At 30.9% G+C, this 20754-nt stretch carries 21 protein-coding genes and 2 tRNA genes; 9 read left to right on the top strand and 14 right to left on the bottom strand.

The window, feature by feature from the left end; translation table 11 throughout:
- Positions 1-7 precede the first annotated feature (7 nt).
- Genes Q4Q34_RS06270 through Q4Q34_RS06260 form a run of 3 tightly spaced genes read right to left on the bottom strand, consistent with a single transcriptional unit; the run spans position 8 to position 3682 of the window.
- Positions 8-913 (bottom strand): metal ABC transporter solute-binding protein, Zn/Mn family, encoded by a 906-nt coding sequence (locus Q4Q34_RS06270; RefSeq protein WP_303316407.1) that lies wholly within the window; start codon positions 911-913, stop codon positions 8-10.
- A 60-nt stretch (positions 914-973) separates the two neighbouring features.
- Positions 974-1423 (bottom strand): thioredoxin family protein, encoded by a 450-nt coding sequence (locus Q4Q34_RS06265; protein ID WP_303316406.1) that lies wholly within the window; start codon positions 1421-1423, stop codon positions 974-976.
- Between the two features lie 3 nt (positions 1424-1426).
- Complete coding sequence (locus tag Q4Q34_RS06260) at positions 1427-3682, bottom strand: TonB-dependent receptor (RefSeq protein WP_303316405.1); 2256 nt, start codon at positions 3680-3682, stop codon at positions 1427-1429.
- Positions 3683-3782: 100 nt separating this feature from the next.
- Between Q4Q34_RS06260 and Q4Q34_RS06255 the strand changes: the two genes are divergently transcribed.
- A complete protein-coding gene (locus tag Q4Q34_RS06255) occupies positions 3783-4439 on the top strand; it encodes a metal-dependent transcriptional regulator (RefSeq protein WP_303316404.1) in 657 nt (218 codons plus the stop codon).
- 29 nt (positions 4440-4468) lie between these two features.
- Here Q4Q34_RS06255 and Q4Q34_RS06250 read toward each other — a convergent pair whose 3' ends face one another.
- The 4 genes from Q4Q34_RS06250 to Q4Q34_RS06235 form a co-directional block, all read right to left on the bottom strand.
- Positions 4469-4597 carry a FeoB-associated Cys-rich membrane protein gene (locus Q4Q34_RS06250; RefSeq protein ID WP_408611527.1) on the bottom strand — a complete coding sequence of 43 codons (129 nt, stop codon included), beginning with the start codon at positions 4595-4597 and terminating at the stop codon, positions 4469-4471.
- Between the two features lie 43 nt (positions 4598-4640).
- Positions 4641-6740 carry a ferrous iron transport protein B gene (gene feoB / locus Q4Q34_RS06245; RefSeq protein ID WP_303316402.1) on the bottom strand — a complete coding sequence of 700 codons (2100 nt, stop codon included), beginning with the start codon at positions 6738-6740 and terminating at the stop codon, positions 4641-4643.
- Positions 6733-6969 carry a FeoA family protein gene (locus Q4Q34_RS06240; RefSeq protein ID WP_303316401.1) on the bottom strand — a complete coding sequence of 79 codons (237 nt, stop codon included), beginning with the start codon at positions 6967-6969 and terminating at the stop codon, positions 6733-6735. Before Q4Q34_RS06240 ends, feoB begins: the two co-directional genes overlap by 8 nt.
- Before the next feature lie 72 nt (positions 6970-7041).
- On the bottom strand, positions 7042-7716 hold the full coding sequence (locus tag Q4Q34_RS06235) for an SCO family protein (RefSeq protein WP_303316400.1): 675 nt from the start codon (positions 7714-7716) through the stop codon (positions 7042-7044).
- Between the two features lie 247 nt (positions 7717-7963).
- On the opposite strand from Q4Q34_RS06235, the gene rseP reads away from it, so the two are divergent.
- From rseP to Q4Q34_RS06220, 3 genes are all read left to right on the top strand, one after another.
- Entirely contained in the window at positions 7964-9292 is a 1329-nt protein-coding gene (gene rseP, locus Q4Q34_RS06230) for an RIP metalloprotease RseP (RefSeq protein ID WP_303316399.1), read from the top strand.
- 72 nt (positions 9293-9364) lie between these two features.
- A tRNA-Asn gene (locus Q4Q34_RS06225) sits at positions 9365-9438 on the top strand.
- A 138-nt stretch (positions 9439-9576) separates the two neighbouring features.
- A tRNA-Asn gene (locus Q4Q34_RS06220) sits at positions 9577-9650 on the top strand.
- 257 nt (positions 9651-9907) lie between these two features.
- On the opposite strand, the gene Q4Q34_RS06215 is transcribed toward Q4Q34_RS06220, so the two are convergent.
- The 4 genes from Q4Q34_RS06215 to Q4Q34_RS06200 form a co-directional block, all read right to left on the bottom strand.
- Entirely contained in the window at positions 9908-10309 is a 402-nt protein-coding gene (locus tag Q4Q34_RS06215) for a hypothetical protein (RefSeq protein WP_303316398.1), read from the bottom strand.
- 153 nt (positions 10310-10462) lie between these two features.
- Positions 10463-10933, bottom strand: coding sequence for a hypothetical protein (locus Q4Q34_RS06210; protein WP_303316397.1), 471 nt, complete (start codon positions 10931-10933; stop codon positions 10463-10465).
- A 50-nt stretch (positions 10934-10983) separates the two neighbouring features.
- Positions 10984-11775: a toxin-antitoxin system YwqK family antitoxin gene (locus Q4Q34_RS06205; RefSeq protein WP_303316396.1), complete on the bottom strand. Its 792-nt coding sequence runs from the start codon at positions 11773-11775 to the stop codon at positions 10984-10986.
- Positions 11776-12097: 322 nt separating this feature from the next.
- Positions 12098-12913, bottom strand: coding sequence for a toxin-antitoxin system YwqK family antitoxin (locus Q4Q34_RS06200; RefSeq protein ID WP_303316395.1), 816 nt, complete (start codon positions 12911-12913; stop codon positions 12098-12100).
- A gap of 317 nt (positions 12914-13230) precedes the next feature.
- Between Q4Q34_RS06200 and Q4Q34_RS06195 the strand changes: the two genes are divergently transcribed.
- Both Q4Q34_RS06195 and Q4Q34_RS06190 read left to right on the top strand, forming a co-directional pair.
- Complete coding sequence (locus tag Q4Q34_RS06195) at positions 13231-14004, top strand: LuxR C-terminal-related transcriptional regulator (RefSeq protein WP_303316394.1); 774 nt, start codon at positions 13231-13233, stop codon at positions 14002-14004.
- A gap of 74 nt (positions 14005-14078) precedes the next feature.
- Positions 14079-14852: an alpha/beta fold hydrolase gene (locus Q4Q34_RS06190; protein ID WP_303316393.1), complete on the top strand. Its 774-nt coding sequence runs from the start codon at positions 14079-14081 to the stop codon at positions 14850-14852.
- A 267-nt stretch (positions 14853-15119) separates the two neighbouring features.
- Here Q4Q34_RS06190 and Q4Q34_RS06185 read toward each other — a convergent pair whose 3' ends face one another.
- Positions 15120-15476 (bottom strand): arsenate reductase family protein, encoded by a 357-nt coding sequence (locus Q4Q34_RS06185; RefSeq protein WP_303316392.1) that lies wholly within the window; start codon positions 15474-15476, stop codon positions 15120-15122.
- Between the two features lie 92 nt (positions 15477-15568).
- Between Q4Q34_RS06185 and Q4Q34_RS06180 the strand changes: the two genes are divergently transcribed.
- Entirely contained in the window at positions 15569-16033 is a 465-nt protein-coding gene (locus Q4Q34_RS06180; protein WP_303316391.1) for a DinB family protein, read from the top strand.
- Here Q4Q34_RS06180 and Q4Q34_RS06175 read toward each other — a convergent pair.
- On the bottom strand, positions 16013-16735 hold the full coding sequence (locus Q4Q34_RS06175) for a DUF3298 and DUF4163 domain-containing protein (protein ID WP_303316390.1): 723 nt from the start codon (positions 16733-16735) through the stop codon (positions 16013-16015). The genes Q4Q34_RS06180 and Q4Q34_RS06175 overlap by 21 nt on opposite strands.
- A gap of 242 nt (positions 16736-16977) precedes the next feature.
- Here Q4Q34_RS06175 and Q4Q34_RS06170 point away from each other — a divergent pair, with 242 nt between their 5' ends.
- Complete coding sequence (locus Q4Q34_RS06170; RefSeq protein ID WP_303316389.1) at positions 16978-18117, top strand: cystathionine gamma-synthase; 1140 nt, start codon at positions 16978-16980, stop codon at positions 18115-18117.
- A gap of 4 nt (positions 18118-18121) precedes the next feature.
- Here the strand turns inward: Q4Q34_RS06170 and Q4Q34_RS06165 are convergent, their stop codons facing one another.
- On the bottom strand, positions 18122-18925 hold the full coding sequence (locus tag Q4Q34_RS06165; protein ID WP_303316388.1) for a THC0290_0291 family protein: 804 nt from the start codon (positions 18923-18925) through the stop codon (positions 18122-18124).
- A 440-nt stretch (positions 18926-19365) separates the two neighbouring features.
- Between Q4Q34_RS06165 and gdhA the strand changes: the two genes are divergently transcribed.
- Positions 19366-20709 (top strand): NADP-specific glutamate dehydrogenase, encoded by a 1344-nt coding sequence (gene gdhA / locus Q4Q34_RS06160; protein WP_303316387.1) that lies wholly within the window; start codon positions 19366-19368, stop codon positions 20707-20709.
- Positions 20710-20754: the final 45 nt, after the last annotated feature.

Below are 20754 nucleotides of genomic sequence, written 5' to 3'. Positions count from 1 at the left end.
GCTTAATTTATTTTAATGCATTTACTATGGTGTTTACATTATATTCAAACATACCAATGTATGTGCCTTCAATAGAGTCCGCATTTCCAAGTGCATCCGAGTATAAAGAACCGCCAATAGTAACCTGATGTCCTTTAGAATTTACAGCGGCTTGCAAGGCTTCTATAGTACGTTTGGGTACAGAGCTTTCTACAAAAACAGCTTTTACATTTTTTTCTATGATATAAGCTGATAGCTTTTGAACATCTTGAACACCAGCTTCAGTAGCCGTTGATAGTCCTTGTAAACCGACTACTTCAAACTTGAATGATTTTCCAAAATAATTAAAAGCATCATGGGCTGTTACCAAAATACGTTTTTCTTCAGGAAGGGTTTCAATGATAGACGTTAATTTGGTTTTTAATGCTTCTAATTGTTTAATATAATTTGCTCCATTAGTTTCGAATGCTGCTTTTTGTTCTGGAACTGTCTCTGAAAGTTTTTTGACTATAAATTGGGTAGCTTGTATCCAATAATCTACATTAAACCAAATATGCGGATCGTAATTGGATGCGAAGTATTCCGAACCAATAAGTGTACTTTTATCTAAGGCATCAGAAACGGCAATAGTTTTTTTGTTTTTCATTTTTTCGAAAACTTCAACAAGCTTGCCTTCAAGATGTAGTCCGTTGTAGAAAATAATATCAGCATTTGCTAATTTAGTAACATCACCTTCACTGGCTTTATATAAATGCGGATCAACACCACTTCCCATTAGTCCTTGAATATGGATGTGATCGCCACCAATGTTAGTTACTAAATCAGTAATCATAGAAGTGGTGGTTACTATATTTAGTTTGTCATTAGTCTTTTTTTCGTTTTTGCAGTTGAAAAATAATGCTATTAATAATAGAAGTAATACTGTTTTTTTCATGCTATACATTTACTTTTTAATGAAAAAGAGTTGTTTCAAAAATACAAACTCTTTTACCTTTCATTCAATTTTATTGAGAACCTTTAAAAACTCTTTTGGTTTGAGTAAGTAGGGATACTGAAACACAATTTCTTTCTTGTTGTTTAACACTACCGTTGTAGGATAAGATATTTTAGACTCAAAAGTACCTAAAGCTTCTGCTAGTTCATGAATCCCCGTTTTTTTACCTGTACTTTTATATTTAAATGTATGATTTTGAAAAGTTACTGAGGTTTTTTGTTCTGCATTAAAAGAAATAAAATAAAACCTTTCATTTAACTTTTCTATGATTTTTTCATTTTTAAAAGTGGTGTTTTTCATCACTTTACAATACTTGCACCAATCTGTGTGCAAAAATATAACTATAGGACGTTCTTCTTTTAAACGAGAAAGGTCTTTAAAAGTATAGTTTTTAAGTTGGCTCCAGCCACATTGCGAAGTAAATAGTAATATGTAAAGTAAGTATTTCAAATATTAAAATAAATTATAACGAATTCCTAAAAAGCTACGAATACCTTGTAATGACGTGTACACGTAAGTAGTATCAAAGTTCAGATCTTGTTGAGGGTTTTGAATAGTTTTTTCAAAAGGATCGTTGCCTCGTGAAATTACAAAAGGATTATTTTTTGCAGGTGTCCAATCTAATAAATTTTTAACACCTCCGTAAATTTCAAGATTTTTAAAACCGTCGTAAGTTAACTGAATATTCATTATAGACCAATAAGGAGATTTTTTGTCTCTTGGATCATCAATAAAAATACCAGCTTCGTTAGTGAATTCTTGAGTGGCTAGTCGCATTGGGCCATACAGATTTCCTGTAAAATCTATCAACAAGTTCGCTTGATTTATTTTGTAGCTCAAGCCCCAGTTAGCATTAAACCCTTCAGTTAATGGTTGTCTTGTTTTTTCGCCATTTTCAATATTAGCGACCTCTTGTAAAGATGCTCCAACCATGGCTTTTAACCCAAACCCAAAATTTATATCAGCTTGCAAACTAACTCCTTGAGAAATAGCATTACCATCAGAATTAGCGTATCTAATTTGGTTTACATTAGTGTCATAATCTGGATTAATTCTGTTTGAAAAATAGGTATACCAAGCCGAGGTTTCTAAAGTGAAAAATGTACCAGAAAATAAGTAACGCTTCATTAAATAATTAATATTGAAATTAACGGATTTTTCAGGCTCTAAATTTTCTTCAATAATAATCTCTCTTGAACCTGTTAGAGCAGCATGGTCTTCTGTAAATAAATTAACAACTCTAAAACCTGTTCCCATGTTAAAACGAATAGCATCGTTTTCGGTTGGTGCAAATTTATAAGCTAATCGAGGTGTGATAATGTTACCATGTCTGTTATCATAATCATAGCGAAGTCCAGCTAATAATTCGTGTTTTGGTGCAAATTTCCATTGGTTTTGTAGAAAAACACTAGGAATAATTATTTCATCAGGCTTATTTGTATCATTGTTTTGACTTCTGGTGGCTGGAGTATTATCATCATAAAAATTATAACGCCCAGCAACACCAACCAATAAGTCATGTTTTCCAAGGATACGATTCCAAGTGGTTTGTCCAAATACAATATGCTGTTGTGCGTTGTATGATGTATTACCGTAAAACGAATTTTGGTCGTGTGTGGTTGCAGAAAATGTAAAATCTATATCTTCTGTGGTTGGTAATTCATAAAGACCAAACAATTCGCCTCGTGTAGTGTAGATGCTTTCTCCATAGATCTCATCTCCTCCTCTAAAATTTGGATTCCAATTGTTTTCGCCACCCCATCTGTCTTCATAAAAGAAACGCCCTGCTATTGAAAATGCTTTACCGCTTTTACGTTCAAAACTCCATTTGTTAAATACCGAAATTCTGTCTTGAAGTGTTAAATCTGTATAACCATCATTGTTATTGTCTATACGCTGATTGTAGTTAAAGTAATTAACTCCCAATAAAGAAGAGGCACTACCTAATTTAAATTTCCCGCCAAGGTCAAAATTAAATTCACCCCAAGATGACCCGAAGGCATCAGCACTAAATAGAGGTGTATTTCCAGGTTTTTTAGTAATTACATTGACTAAACCAGCCACAGCTTCACTCCCGTAAAGTGATGATGCAGGACCTTTTACAATTTCAACACGCTCTACTAAACTATTTGGAATACCTGATAATCCGTAAACAGTAGAAAGACCACTTACTATAGGCATACCGTCAATTAACACTAGTGTATAAGGTCCTTCTAGCCCATTAATATGAATATCACCTGTGTTGCACAAACCACAATTTAACTGAGGGCGTACACCGTTAACATTTTGCAAAGCTTCAAAAATGCTAGGTGTAGGGTTTTTTTTGAAAAATGTAGGTGTGTAAACTTCAACAGGAACGGGGCTGTCAATTCTCGAAACTGGTTTTAGAGTTCCAGTAACTACGACTTCTTCCAGTAATTCGGATTCGGGCAAATCAAAATTTATAACGACATCGTCTGAAGACATGGTGATTGTTTTTCTCTGAGTTTGATACCCGGTGAATGAAGCAATAATAGTATATGTTCCAGCTTTTACATTGTTTATTTTAAATGAACCATCTTCATTAGATACTGCTCCTTTTTTTTCACTTTTTAAATAAATATTCACATAAGGTAAAGAGCTCCCATCCGATTCTGTTTTGCCCGTTATGCTTTGTGCATTTACTGTAAAAGATAATACACTTGTAAGGAGTATTATTAGATGTCTCATGTTTATATTTTTATGCAAATATAAAATAATTTTTAGACTAATCTAAAAATTATTTTAATCTTATTAATTATTCTATCTTTGTTTTGCCTAAAAAACAGTTATGATAACCCTTACGGAAGAAAATTATATTAAAGCAATCTATCACCTGGGAAAGTATGGTGTTAATAATGTGAGCACGAATGCTATTGCTAAAGAGATGGAAACAAAAGCTTCATCTGTAACCGATATGGTTAAGAAGCTCTCCGAGAAAAGATATGTTGATTATAAAAAATATCAAGGGGTTACTTTAACTGAAAAGGGGAAAGAAATTGCTATTAATATTGTTAGAAAACATAGACTATGGGAAGTTTTTTTAGTTGAGAAACTAAATTTTTCATGGGATGAAGTTCATGAAGTAGCGGAGCAGTTAGAGCATATAAAGTCTAAAAAACTAATTAGTCAGTTAGATGCATTTTTAGAATTTCCTACCCATGATCCACACGGTGATCCTATTCCAGATAAAATGGGTAATATTAAAAAAATTGATAAAATTCTACTTTCTGAAGCTAAAATAGGAAATGATTGTATCTGTGTTGGTGTTCAGGATTCTTCGTCAGAATTTTTAAAATATCTGGATAAAAATAATATAGCTCTAGGTACAGAGTTAAAGGTTTGTCACCGAGAACCTTTTGATAATTCCATTACCATAAAAATAAAAACGAAAGAGTTGATAATATCTAATATGATTGCCAATAACCTATTTGTAAAGGTTTCTTAAACTTTTTAAAGAAAGGGTGGAATGTGAAATTAATGACAACCACAACCATCGTCTCCGCCGCAAACTTTTTTCGGTTTTGATTTTTTCCAAAAGAATTTTTTAACCAAAAACGATACAGCTAAAACCATTGCTGTAAATACTAATATGTTTTGAATCATGGTGTTCATACGTGTTTTGTCGTAATTGGTTTGATAAATTTACTTATTTTAAAAATTGAAATGCAATAAATGCTACGATATAAGCAAAGGTAGTCATAATTACTAGTTGCAAAACAGGCCATTTCCAACTGTTGGTTTCTTTTTTTACAATAGCAAGTGTACTCATGCATTGCATCGCAAAGGCATAAAATAATAGTAATGAAATGCCCGATGCGAAGGTGAATAAAGGGCCTCCTAAAATTGGATTAACTTCGCTGGCCATTCTATTTTTTATGGTTTCTTCTTCATCACTTCCAACACTGTAAATAGTGGCTAATGTACCCACAAATACTTCGCGAGCAGCAAAAGAACTTACTATAGCAATACCAATTTTCCAATCGTAACCTAGAGGTCTAATAACAGGTTCAATAGCACGTCCGGTAATACCAATAAAAGAATGCTCTAGTTTGTATGAGGCTATTTTTTGTTGTAAATCTTCTTCATTGAGATTTTGAGAAGCGTGTTCTGATTTAACAATTGTCTCTGCATTATTAAATTCTTCTCCAGGACCATAAGATGCCAAAAACCAAAGTACAATGGATATGGCAAGAATGATTTTTCCTGCTCCAAAAACAAAAGACTTTGTTTTTTCAATAACTGTTAAAGCTACATTTTTAAACATGGGGAGTTTGTAATTGGGCATTTCAACTACAAAAAAAGTTTTGCTTTTTATTTTCAGAATTTTATTTAGAATATATGCCGAAAAGACTGCTGATACAAAGCCAATTAAATATAAAAGCATCAGCGTTAAAGCCTGGTAACTTAAAATAAAAAATCGTCCTTCTGGAATAACTAATGATATAATTATTAAATAGACAGGAAGTCTTGCAGAGCATGTTGTGAAAGGTGTTACTAAAATAGTAATTAAGCGTTCTTTCCAGTTTTCAATATTTCGTGTCGCCATAATTGCTGGGATAGCGCAGGCAGTACCAGAAATTAAAGGAACAACACTTTTACCGCTTAAACCAAAACGTCGCATAACCCGATCCATTAAAAATACGACACGACTCATATAGCCACTTTCTTCAAGCACCGCGATAAATAAGAATAAGAAAGCAATTTGTGGAATAAAGATGACGATGCCCCCAAGACCAGGAATAATACCTTCTGCTAATAAATTGGTGAAAGCACCATTTGGTAGGATGTTCTTAATCCATTCGCTTAATGATGCAAAAACAGTATCAATAAAATCCATTGGTACACTAGACCAGTCATAAATTGCCTGAAAAATGACAAGTAGAATGATGAAGAAAATAGCATAACCCCAAACTTTATGAGTTAAAATACGATCCAGTTTTGTTCGTAAATCTTTGGCTTGTGTAATATCAATTGTTTGTCCTTTTTTAAGAACATTGTTTATAAATTGATAGCGTTTAATAGTTTCTTTTTGCTGTAAACGTTTTAAATCTCCTTTGCTTTTAGTTTTAAAATTGGCTACAGCATCAATTTCTTTTCGATCTGTTTTTCCGAAGTTAACATCTTGCGTAATAACTAACCAAAGTTTATACAAAAGTTGGTTAGGAAATGCTTTGCGTAAATTGTCAAAATAATCCTGATCTATTTCAGAAGCATTAATGCAAGGCGTTACAGAAAGATCTTTAAAATTGGCAATGAGGTTTTTTAAATTATCAATACCTTCATTCTTTCTGGTACTTATTAAGGCAATTTTGGTTTCAAGATGTGTTTCTAAATAATCAATATCTAATGAAATACCTTTGTAACTCATCCTATCCGCCATATTAATGACAAGGAGCGTAGGGATTTCTAAATCTTTAATTTGAGTAAATAATAAAAGATTTCGTTTTAAGTTCTCAACATCACTTACAACAACTGCAATATCTGGAAAATCCTTATCATTTTTATTTAAAAGGAGTTCTATAACAACGTTTTCATCAAGAGAAGAAGCGTTTAGACTGTAGGTTCCAGGTAAATCGATAATATGTGCTTTGACACCTCTGGGTAGTTTGCATATTCCTTCTTTTTTTTCAACCGTAATACCTGGATAATTACCAACTTTTTGGTTTAATCCTGTTAACGCATTAAAAACAGATGTTTTCCCTGTATTTGGATTACCAATTAAGGCAACATTTATTTGCTTACTCATATGTTACCTTTTCAATTAAAACATGAGAAGCCGTTTCTTTCCTAATAGCCAAATGAGTACCATTTATATTAAGATACATAGGGTCTTGAAAAGGAGCAAGTTGTACAAGTTGCACAGAATTGCCTGGTAAACATCCCATTTCTAAGAGCTTTAAAGGTATATGAATAGATGAAACATCGGTAATAATACCCTTTTCACCACGTTTGAGTTGTGCTAAAGTGTCTTGCAAGCTTATTTAGATTGATTTTAAAGAAGCAAAAATAGCATAAAAAAGTAGTCTAAAAAAATGGTTGATAGAAAACTATTTTTGATATTCTTCTTTTAGGATTTTAATATCATCAAGTAAGCGATCAATATCTTCCTTATTTGTACCGTCATAAAACCCTCTTATTTGACGTTTTTTATCAATAAGCATAAAGTTTTCAGTATGTACCATATCAAAAGGTCCTCCATCTCCGTGGTCTTTAACCGCTAAATAACTTTTTCTGGCAAGTTGATATATTTGTTTTTTGTCCCCAGTAACTAAATTCCACTTACTATCATTTACTCCTTTTTTCTTAGCATAACGTTTTAGCTGGGCAACTGTATCTATTTCTGGAGTTACAGAATGAGAGAGTAACATAACGTCGTTGTCATTAATAATTTTTTGTTGTATTTGCGCCATATGATCGGTCATAATGGGGCAAATAGTCTGGCAGGTAGTGAAAAAGAAGTCGGCTACGTATATTTTGTTTTTATAATCGTTTTGTGTGACCGTTTTACCATTTTGATTGGTAAGTGAAAAATCGGCTATTTTATGATACTTCTTTTTATATTGAATGGTACTGTCTACCAATTCTGTACTCACCATAGTAGGTTGATAAACAGGTAGTGGTTGATAAACATTTAGGGTGTTATAAATAATTGAAACTATGACAATAGAAATAATGACAAATACAATTGCAAACCCTTTGTAATCCTTAAAAAATGATAACATTTTAACTGTTAAAATTAAACTTATACAAAAATACAATGAAACATTGGAGTCTAAAAATTTAATTAAAAAAAGAAATTTTTCAGGATGTTATATTCTCATCTTTTAAAACAAAAAATAGAATGGATAAATTTAGGGTATATAGTATTTAGGCTTAAAATCATGTTAAATAATAAGAGCATATTATAATTGTCTTTTTAAAGTTGGTTTAAAAGCTTACTTTTGTGCGGTTATAAAAAAAATGTAATACATGTCTGTATTTTTAATAAAAGCGGCTCAATTATTATTAAGCCTTTCCATTTTAGTTGTTTTGCATGAGCTGGGGCATTTTATCCCCGCTAAAATATTTAAAACAAGAGTAGAAAAGTTTTATTTATTTTTTGATGTAAAATTTTCTTTATTCAAAAAGAAAATAGGCGATACGGTTTATGGCATAGGCTGGTTACCATTAGGCGGTTATGTTAAAATAGCAGGTATGATTGACGAGAGTATGGATACGGAGCAAATGGCTAAAGAACCTCAGCCATGGGAATTTCGTTCTAAACCAGCATGGCAACGTTTAATTATTATGCTTGGTGGCGTTATTGTTAATTTTTTATTAGGCTTTTTTATTTATATGATGATATTGTTTGTTTGGGGTGAAGACTACCAAAATACGGACGATATAAAATATGGCTATGGAGTTACAAAAACAATGGAACAATATGGCTTTAAGGATGGTGATAAAATCGTTTCTATAAATAATATTCCTTTTGCTGAAGCTGATAATTTGTCTACGTATTTAATGTTTAGAACCGTAGATAATATTGAAGTAAAGCGAATAGATGGTTCGGTTGAAACCCTAAAAGTTCCTGAAGATATAGGAACACAGCTTTTCGAATCGGGTGATATACCAGCATTAACTCCTAGATTTCCTTTTAAATTAGATTCTATAGTTCCTGATTATCCTGCTGCCAAAGCAGGTCTTTTATTAACGGATAAAATTTTAAGCATTAATGGGAAAGAGATTAATTATTATTCCGATTTAACTTATGCGTTAAAGAATAATGTAAAAGAAGGTATTAACTTAACAGTTAAAAGAGACTCGGTTATTAAGACACTCTCAATTACACCGACTGAAGATAATAAGATAGGAATTCTGCCAATCCCTACAGATGAATCCTATGTTAAATATCAACACAGAGATTATTCTTTTGGAGAAAGTATTTCTAGTGGTTTATCCGTTGGATATTGGTCAATTAAAGACTATTTAGCACAGTTCAAATATATATTCACTAAAAAAGGGGCGTCTCAAATAGGTGGGTTCGCCGCTATAGGAAAGATGTTTCCTTCTACTTGGAATTGGGCTGCATTCTGGCAATTAACAGCCTTTTTATCTATTATGTTGGGTGTATTAAACTTGTTACCAATACCAGCTTTAGATGGTGGTCATGTAATGTTTTTACTATATGAAATGGTGTCTGGAAGAAAGCCAGGGGACAAATTCATGGAGTATGCACAAATGGTTGGTTTCTTTATCTTAATAGCTTTAGTTTTATTTGCTAATGGGAATGACATTTATAAAGCCATTTTCGGATAAAATTTTTAAAATTTTTATTTGCAGTAACTAAAAATATACATATATTTGCGCTCGCTAAGGCGAAAAACACACTCCTTCTTAGCTCAGTTGGTTAGAGCATCTGACTGTTAATCAGAGGGTCCTTGGTTCGAGCCCAAGAGAAGGAGCAAAATTTAAACCTGATATGAAAGTATCAGGTTTTTTTGTGCAAAAATTATTTTTAGTAAAATGTGCAAATGCGCATTAAATTTTAGAATTACTTATTAAAAAAATATATATTTGCGCTCACTAAGACGAAAATACACTCCTTCTTAGCTCAGTTGGTTAGAGCATCTGACTGTTAATCAGAGGGTCCTTGGTTCGAGCCCAAGAGAAGGAGCACAGTAGATAAAGGCTTTAAGAGTATTTTTACTTTTAAGGTCTTTTTTTATTTGCACTCTCGAAGTTAAATCATAGCATTTGGTGCCAAGTTAATATATCTAGATAACTATTGAATAGAGTTAATAATTGATATTTAAAAACAGGCTCAAGCTATTCTGTAATTTGGAAAAAGTTATTACAAATTGGATATTTCAAAAGAAAAATTAGAGAAGTTATTTAGTATCAAAGTAACCATTGTCAAGATATTCTTTTATACTAGTTTTCATCGCAATGATATTCAAAATTAATATCCTTGATAACTTTGTAACGTTTTCGTTCATATTTGCCAATAGTTAGGGCTCGTTTTTCCTCAGCTTCAGCTTTAGTAGAAAAATATGTGTAAGACTTAATTATGAAATTATCCCAATTATATTCAGTTTTTACATGATCACGTGTTTGGCGTTCAACACCTAAACGTATCCCACTAATAGGAAGAGGAGTGCTATCACATGTAATCTCTTTAACTATAGTTATTATTGCATTATTACCGCCATTATTTGGAATATGAGCAGTTGCTTGTGTAAAATAATAATAAGTCTTATTATTTTTTTGAGCATTTACATTTGCAGTAAATAACATTGCAAATAAAACTAGAGCTAAAATGTTAATTGTTTTCATAATTAATTAGATTTAAGGTATTGTTCTAGCTTTTATTTATATGATTTTAGTATTCTCTATGCTAGTTTTTGATATTTTTAATTTTACCGCTAATTTGTTTTAGCAAAATAAAACCGCATATTTTCTCTAGTCAATTTTTACAAATTACTTGTATCAATATTTTTTAATAATTTTTGTAAAGCATTGAACTGAAACAATTTTATTATTGAGTTTTGCTGGTTTTATTATTTTTATTTTTTTTAATAAAAATCTCTCAATTTTTTTTCTTTTTTTCCCATTTTTAGAATATTGAGAATTGAACATTTTGTTGTTAGTTCTAAGCCCTCCGAATCTTATATCTCTATATTTATTTATTTTTAATGACACCATTATTTTAAGTTCATCTTTGCAATCTGAACATTCAAAGGGGTATTTGTTTAATATTTCATTAAATTTTGTGTCGAAACAACTTTTTTTATCAGTAGCGTTTTCACACCCTTCAATTATTACAGACTCATCTACATTTGCATGATTTAAATAAAATTCTGTATCCCAATCAAAGTCTTCACTCCTATTAGTTCCTTCTTGTGAATAGCATAGATTGTAAAATAGTACTAACGCTAAAGTTAAAATTGTATTCTTCATAATTTTCTTTAATTATATATAATATTTTTATACTTACTATAATTTTTCACTTAATCTTGGATAAATATCCCATTCTTAACAGTTACCTGTTCTTCTAACTTACCTTCGGGGTTATAGACATTTAGCAACCCATTCCCATTTTTAAAAGTTCCCGTATCTAAACTATCCCCATTTCTATTGAGCAATTTTAAAACATTCATTAACTTATGCTCAACATATTCTCTTGTTGTAAATAATTTACCATCTTCATAATAAGTAGTCCACAAACCATCTAATTTATCGGATTCAAAATTATATTCATTTTTTATATTCCCATTTTCATAGTATTCTTTCCAGAGCCCATTTCGTTTTCCATTATTAAAATTTTGAATTGCATACAGTTTTCCATTCTCATAGTAAACGTAACATTCTCCATGTGGCTTATTATTTATTAACGAACCTTCTTGCCGTAATTGACCTGTTTCATAGTAAATTTTTCTCTTATTGCTGTCAAAATCAAAGCTGCCAGTTAATAAACCATTCTTATTATACTCTTTCCATTCACCTGTCTTTTCATTATCATAAAAATACCCAACTGCAGAAAGTTTACCGTTTTCATGGTAATATTTCCATTCCCCACCTATATAAGTTTTTATGCCACCCAAAGTATATCTACCTCCCCAGCGGCCTGTTTTTTCTAAATTGCCATTTTTGTAATAATATTTACTATCTCCAGGGAATCCATTATCATTATATTCAATTACAGATTTTAATTCACCAGTATCATAATACTCTTTTTTCTCCCTTTGTGCAGATGAGATGGTAACGGACAAAATTGCTGTCAATAAAAAAACTCTTTTCATAAATTTTAATTTAAACCAATCATTTTACTTTGATAATAGTGTTCCCTCTTATTTATTTTCATCACCACTTTAAAAAATTCATAAACTTAATCCCAAAAGTATAAACTGCGTAATTTTGTTATCAAATTAAATGCTTAGCAATTCATAAATCAATATCTAATTTTAAGTATTTTTTAAACCAAAATCTATGAAATGTTAAAAAATCAGATAATCAAATGTTGTAGTAATGCATTTAAGTTCAGAAGGTTAAATCTTTGTTGTGATTTGCTTTCAGGATTATAGTTGTAAAATAATCCATTCCACCTCTAATATTTATATTTAATCATTTTTTTAGTTTCCAACTAAGAAGCTTCTCTTTAGTACTTTTAATTTTGCTTTTTAAATCATCACTTGGGTCGTGTTTATATACTTCTTCAAAATGAGAAAGTGCGGACTTATATTTTTCTTCAAGTGAAGCCGTTAGTTCATCATAACGTTTATTATTAACTGGAGAATCCTCTAGACTGTTTATTTTATTTATTATTTCTTTTCCCTCTTGAATCCTCATGTCACCAAGTAAAATATATGCTTTTAAAAGATCTATTAATCTATAATCCCCATCTACCTTTCCATATAATTTTTTCATTCGTACGTTATCAATATCTTCAAGCTGTCCATCTTCAGAATAAGCCTCTGTTAGACTCACAAAATTTCCATTATCAAAAGTCATTTTACTTTTTATTTGACCGTTTTCATAATACTTCGTTTGTGAACCCACCAGCTCACCATTGGCATATGAACTTTCTATTGATACTTGTCCATTTATATGATATTCTATACTTTTACCTTCTAGTTTGTCATTGTCATAATTTTTTTTAGCCCAAAGATTACCGCTTTTTGGATAATAAAACTTCCAAACTCCAACTCTTTTATTTTTTATATAGCTACCAACCCAATCCAAGTTACCATTTTTATGATAATGTTCCCATTCTCCTGTTTTTATTTTTGTCTCTCTCCTATACCCCCTGGAATTATCTACTTCATGTTGACCAATACTTGCCACATTTTCACTTCCACCCCAAGTTGATTTAAATTTTTCTGTTTCTTGTGAATAGGAAATGTTGATAAATAATAATAAAAATAAAACTGTGTTTTTCATAATTTTTATTTTAAACAAATCATTAAACTTTGATGTTAGGGTTACTTTTTGCCACATTTAAAAAACTCAGAAACTAAATCTTTAAAGTATAAACAGGATGGCTTAATTTTTTTGAAAATTAAACATTTAACATCTCATAAATCAATACCTACTTTTAAGTATTTTTTTCAACCAAAACCTATGAACGAACATAAAAGAGGGATAAACAGATGTTTTAATAACTCTCTAATTATAAAGAAGATAAAAATTCTATTATTTTTTAATTTTTTGAAGTAGCTAAATGTTTTATATATTTAAAAATTACTTAGCTATTATTAATGACGAACGAAAACACTAAAAAACTTCTTCAATTATGGGATCAGGAAAATAAAATGACTACTCCTAACAATAAAGAACCTATAATAGAAATTATAGACCAAATTGCTTCTTTATTTACCGCAGGGTCTTTTTATTATTATATTTTAGATTTTGCCTCATACAAAATGACATACGTACACGAAGGTATTGAAGAGGTACTGGGTATTAAACCAGAAGATTGGTCTATAGATACTTTTTTTGAACTTACACACCCTGATGAAATTGAAAATGTTCTTGAAAAAGAGGCGGTTATTATTAAATTTAAACTTGATGATATTCGTAAGGAAAATATATCAAATTATAAAACATCATATTTAATGAAATTAAGGCATGCTAATGGTAAATACAAAACTATTTTGCATCAGACCAAAGTTATTAATGTTAGCGATGATGGAATGATTCAAACATCTATTGGTATTCATACAGATGTAACTTATCTAAACCCACCTGTGAGTAATAAATTTTCTTTTATAAGTAGAAAAAAACCTAATATCCACTTTGAAAAACAAGGAGATGTTTATCTTCCAACAGAAGATATTTCAAACTTATTCACTAAAAGAGAAAAAGAAATCATAGCACTAATATTAAAAGGAAAAACGGCTAAAGAGATTGGAGGTATTTTACATATATCGAACCACACCGTAAATACACATAAACGAAATATGCTTAAAAAATCTAAGTGTAAAAACTCTAGAGAACTTGTTTCAAAATGTTTACAAGAGGGTATCGTTTAATAACTGTTAAAAGAAAATCTCAAATATTTCAATTATTTAGTGACAGAAGTTTTGTTTTAACATAAAGGTTTTACATGAAATACAATATTGTAAAAGGGAAAAATAAAGGAAGCATTGTTTTTATACATGGCAATTCGTCTTCATCTTTTGTTTTTAATGAAGTAATAAAGTCAGAATTAATTACTCAAACTAAAATTGCAATAGATTTGCCTGGTCATGGGAAATCTGTAGATGAATATGAGAATGATGAAGACTTTTTTATGAGTTCTTACAGAGAAAAGCTAATTAAACTTATAAATACATTTAATGATACTGTTTTTCTAGTAGGGCACTCATTAGGAGGGCATATTGCTATTGAAATTGCTCCACATATAAATAAACTAAAGGGTATTTTGATTTTTGGAACGCCACCATTGAAGAAGCCCTTAAACTTAGAGGAAGCTTTTCTGTTTTCTCCTGAATTGCAAACTTTTTTCACTGAAAATGTTCCTAAAACAAAAATTAAAGAAGCTGTAGAAGTAACACTCTTTAATAAGTATTGTAGTTCTGTTATTATTGAGGATTTTAAGAGAACTAATCCAAAAGTAAGAAAAGCTATAGCTATTGATATTTCTAAGAATAGTTATTTAAATCAATTAAAAATATTTACAGATTTACCTATTCCTAAATATGTAATTGCAGGTGCTTATGACCCAAGTGTTAACATAGAGTACATAAAGGAAGTGGCAAATAAATCATGTTCTTGTGAATTAATTATATTTCAAAATTGTGGACACTACCCTAGTCTTGAGAAACCTAAGGAGTTCAATAAAACCTTAGAAAGAATTACTAAAGAAGTTTTCAAATAGATTAGTAACTATTTAACTAAACCTTCAAAGAAATTTTGAACATTAACTTCTAAAGCGATATATTTTAGTTGTTTCTTTAATAGTGAAGGTTTTAGAGTATAAAAGCTAAAAGAAGAAAATGGTAGACTCTTTGACTGTTAATCAGATGGCCCTTGGTTCGAGCCCAAGAGAAGGAGCAAAATTAAAAAGCCTGATATGAAAATATCAGGCTTTTTTTATGCAATAAATTTTTCCTAAAAAGAAGCTTATTGAAAGACTTTCTTCTTTTTATTTAGAATGAATGGCTGTTTTAGCTGCTTCAACAGTTTTTTTAGAATTACCAATAAAAATCTGACCATCATTTATTATAACAGGCCTGCTTAAAAAAGTATAGTGATCGAGTATATAGTGTTTATAGTCACGCTCTTCTAACTGCTGGTTTTTTAAATCCATTTCCTTATAAAGTTTAGAGCGTTTGCTAAAAAGAGACTCATAACTACCTGAAAGTTCTTTCATCTGTTCTAATTGCGTCACTGTTATGTCTTCTTTTTTGATGTCTTGTAAAATAAATTCAGAAGGTAGATCCAAATCTTTTAAAATTCTAATACAAGTGCTACAGGTTTTTAGATAATATACTTTTTTCATGTTCGTGAGGTACTTTTATTTATAAAAACTATTTCTACAAAATAAAAGTAATTATATCATTTAGAAGTATATTTATCCAAAAAATAAATGACATGAAATTCATATTCGAAGTATTATCCAATACAAGAGATTCTCTTAAAAGTATATTAGAAAAAACAAGTTTAGAAGATTTAAATAAAATTCCAGAAACATTTAATAACAATGTTATCTGGAATATTGGTCATATAATAGTGAGTGAGCAACTTTTAGTTTATAAATTATCAGGTTTGCCAACGATATTGTCTAACGAAATGATTGATAAGTATAGAAAAGATAGTAAACCAGAAGGTGTTGTAACTCAAGAAGAGGTTAATGAGATAAAAGATTTGCTGTTTTCAACTATAAAAAAAACAGAAGCAGATTATAAAAACGAACTCTTTAAAGAATACAACGAATATACAGTTTCTACTACAGGTAATACTTTAAGAAATGTAGACGAAGCTTTGCAGTTTGTGTTATTTCATGAAGGATTGCATATTGGGTATATTAAATCCCTTTTAAAAGTTGTTAAAATATAAAAGAGAATCAATGTCTTCAAAAGGGATCGTGAACTCTATAATGCCTGTTGAGTAAGCCGCTATTTCATAAGTATTGTAGAGTAAAACGATACCTTCCTCTGTGTATGCTATATTTGATGGTAGTTTGAAGATGTTGGGATCATCTAAAATAATTTCTTCGTCTTTAATGGCTTTATTAAAATAAATTTTAGCTACTTTTTTGAAACCCTCAATATCTTTAAATAGTTTGTTGTTAACTATTAAATTTCCTGTTTTGGTTTCAAAATTCAGAAAAGCGATGTTTAACGTTCCATGTGCTCCACCTGTATTAACATAAGATGTTATAGCGATACTTATTATTTCCAAAGAATGAAATAACACCTCGCCATCTATTTGCGCTTCCCATTGTTCCGTAGACTCTGGAAAATCAGTTTCAAAGGATTGAAATTCTTTATTAAATAAAGTAATGCTTTCTTTAATAGATTTTGATGTGATATGGCCTGGTTCTCCAATATGTAATGACGCTATTATGTGTTTAGTTATTCTTGAATTTATTTGATCAGTAATGTCTTTGTTTCCAGTGGCATTAGGAATATTTACTTCAACAAGATTATTATGACTAGTTGAAATATTAACTTCTGAAAATGACAACTTCAATTCATCTTTACAAGCTATAAAAATGAAAAGCAAACATACAATTAAGAGGTGTTTTTTAAGATACATACAGAATCTATTAATCAACACTAAAGATAATTATTGCATTTGACTTAAAGGATAATTCCTCAATATAAAATATTGAATTTTCCTTTGGAATTGGCATTTTCGCAAAAGCGGGAATCGAAGCTATGGGTGTTTGTATTCAAACCAGTTTCTATTAATTATGAGTCAAATGATTTAATAATTACATTTATTAATATTTTTTGCTTCATCGAATTAAAACTTACCTTTGTGCAAAGGTTTTTAAAATGAAATTTAATACTAAAGTAATACATGGAGGTCAAGAACATGATGCGGCTTATGGTGCCGTAATGCCTCCAATTTATCAGACATCTACTTATGCTCAAACAACTCCGGGAGGACATAAAGGGTATGAGTATTCCAGAACTCATAATCCAACTCGGAATGCTTTAGAGAATGCTTTTGCAAGTATTGAAAATGGAACGTATGGATTAGCTTTTGGCTCTGGCCTTGCTGCAATAGATGCTGTTATTAAGCTTTTAAAACCTGGTGATGAGGTGGTTTCTACCAATGATTTATACGGAGGTTCTTTTCGTTTGTTTACAAAGATTTTTCAGGATTTTGGAATTAAGTTTCATTTTATAGGAATGCAAGAGGCTTCAAATATAGAGGCTTACATTAATACAAATACTAAACTAATCTGGGTTGAAACGCCTACCAATCCCATGATGAATATTATTGATGTAAAAGCCGTTTCAGCTATAGCAAAAAAACATAGTATTTTACTAGCTGTAGATAATACATTTGCTACACCGTATTTACAACAACCTTTAGATTTAGGTGCAGATATAGTAATGCATTCTGCAACTAAATATTTAGGCGGGCATAGTGATGTTGTTATGGGAGCTCTGATTGTAAAAGATAAAGAGTTAGCAGATAGACTATATTTTATACAAAATGCTAGTGGTGCCGTTTGTGGACCACAGGATAGCTTTTTAGTATTAAGAGGTATAAAAACATTGCATATTAGAATGCAACGCCATTGTGAAAATGGCAAGGCTGTTGCTAACTTCTTGGCAAATCATCCAAGAATAGAAAAAGTTTACTGGCCTGGTTTTGAAAATCATCCGAATCATAGTATCGCTAAATCTCAAATGAAAGATTTTGGTGGAATGATCTCTTTCACTACTAAAGGGAACAATATGAAAGCATCAATTAAGATTGTTGAAAGTCTTAAGATTTTTACTCTAGCTGAGTCTTTAGGAGGTGTTGAATCGCTTTCTGGTCATCCTGCAAGTATGACACATGCCAGTATTCCTAAAGAAGAAAGAGAAAAAACAGGTGTTGTAGATTCTTTAATCCGATTAAGTGTGGGGATAGAAGATATTGATGATTTAATCGCTGATTTAGAGCAAGCTTTAGAATAATATTTTAATCTAAATAATAAATGTAGCCAATATTAAGCCATAATAGCCAATCGTTACTTTTGTTGAACTCCAATTGGTGATTAAGGCCATCTACCCAATCGCTAAAATAGTATTGCCATCTTAAATCAAGCATTAAATCTGAAAGTTTATTAAGCTTGTATCGTACTCCAACACTAGAAACCATAGACCATGTGCTACCCGAAGACGCATCTACCGATCCAGGAGCCCATTCTGAATAAAAATTACTAGGTTCAAGAATATTTCCTGTTAAAAGCGGATTAGGGTTTTCGTAAGTGGTACTGACCTCTGGTGTGAAAGATGTATAATGAACACCTAAACTCACAAAAGGAGCAAATCTATAGCTAAAAGCTTGAAAAGAACGAATACTAAAAGGGTAAAATTCAAGTTGAGTTCCTATATCTAAATTTTTAGAGACACCTTTATGTCCTCTTAGTTGATCTGCTTGTACGCTGGTTTTGCTAGGGTCAACAAGCTTACCAAGGTGTTCAAGATTGGTCTTATTGTAAGATATCTCGTTTCGTAATTTAAAATGATCGTTAAAATAAGTATCTGTAGTATAACAGTTACAGTCGGCCCTGTAAGAGAAATTCAAATAATGTACAATACCTATTCCAAATCCGGAATTTCCAAAATTTGTTTTTGAATCTTCACGGATACCATAATCTGATCTTAGTTGTAAAGGCCCGGCAATTACCCCAATTTCATGAGAAAAGCCTAGTTGAGCACTAGCTGTTTGAAAGGCAATAAACAAGCAAAAAGCAAAAGCTACATATTTTATGTTAAGCATAGTAAGTTTTTTGTTTTTTCTGAGGCATAATCGACAACAAATATAGAAAAACTCGGTGAAATACCAAATTTTATCGGTAAACTAACAAAGTATTAATAAATACTTCCAAATATATTGAAATTATTTATTGCGAATTTCAAAAAATTAATCTTTTAACTCAAAGATAATTAACAATTTAATTTTTGAGCTGTTTTTATCAAGTCATTATAAAATGGTTTAATATATTTTTTTGAGGTATTCTTAGAAACAAAGACATTAAAACTTAGTAAAAAAATAAATATTGCTTGTAAATAATCAAACAAAACAATAATAAATTCCTTCTATGACATGTTGAGAATATTTATTGCGAATTTCAAAAAAAAATGATGTTTTTTTTTAAGATAACGTATATTTGCATCCTAAAATTATCTATTTAATAATAACATTACAATTTTGTGTGTATGAAAAGTAATATTGAATCATTTCTAGACTTAGTAAAAGAAAGAAATGGCCACGAACCAGAATTTTTACAAGCTGTGGAGGAAGTAGCAGAAACAGTTATTCCATATATTATTGATAACGATATATATTATGGTAAAAATATTCTTTTAAGAATGGTTGAACCAGAGCGTGTTATAACATTTAGAGTTTGCTGGGTCGATGATCAAGGTGAAATACGAGTTAACAGGGGATATAGAATTCAAATGAACTCTGCAATAGGTCCTTATAAAGGAGGTTTGCGTTTTCACCCAACGGTAAATATGAGTATTTTAAAGTTTTTAGCATTTGAACAAGTGTTTAAAAATAGTCTTACAACTTTACCTATGGGAGGTGGAAAAGGAGGAAGTGATTTCGATCCTAAAGGAAAGAGTGATAATGAAATTATGCGCTTTTGCCATGCGTTTATGAGTGAGCTATTCAGGCATATTGGTCATAATACAGATGTGCCAGCGGGGGATATTGGTGTTGGAGCTAGAGAAATTGGTTTTCTTTTTGGAATGTATAAAAAAATAAGTAATGGCTTTACCGGTGTTTTGACAGGAAAAGGAATGTCTTGGGGAGGTTCATTAATTAGACCAGAAGCTACGGGTTATGGTACTGTTTATTTTGCACAGAAAATGCTGGAAACTAAAGGAGATACTTTTGAAGGTAAAAACGTGGTAGTATCTGGATCTGGAAATGTTGCGCAATATGCAGCAGAGAAAGTAATACAGCTGGGTGGTAAAGTTTTAACACTTTCTGATTCTTCTGGCTATATATATGATGAAACCGGAATAGATTCAGAGAAATTGGCTTACGTAATGGAGCTTAAGAATACAAAAAGAGGTAGAATTAGTGAGTATTTAGAAGCATACCCTAATGCAAAATTTGTTAAGGGTAAAACACCATGGGAGGTTAAATGTGATATAGCGTTACCGTGTGCTACCCAAAATGAACTTAATGAAGATGATGCTAATATTCTTTTAAGTAATGGATGTGTTTGTGTAAGTGAAGGGGCCAACATGCCTTCAACCAAAGATGCCATTACAGCGTTCCATAAAGCTAAGATATTATTTGCACCTGGAAAAGCGTCAAATGCTGGTGGTGTGGCTACATCTGGTTTAGAAATGACTCAAAACTCATTAAGGTTTAATTGGACTAGAGAAGAGGTAGATTTAAAACTAAAAGATATCATGTCTAATATTCATGATGCTTGTATTGAATACGGTAAAGATGAAGATGGCTACATAGATTATGTTAAAGGCGCCAATATTGCTGGATTTGTAAAAGTAGCTGATGCTATGTTGGCACAAGGGATTGTGTAATTAGTATCGTTAAATGAAATAATAAAGAAGCTTCTCATTTTTGAG

Source organism: Flavivirga abyssicola (genome assembly GCF_030540775.2).
Lineage (GTDB): Bacteria > Bacteroidota > Bacteroidia > Flavobacteriales > Flavobacteriaceae > Flavivirga > Flavivirga abyssicola.
Note: the sequence above shows the minus strand (reverse complement) of the source record. Positions and strands in the feature narration are given on the sequence as shown.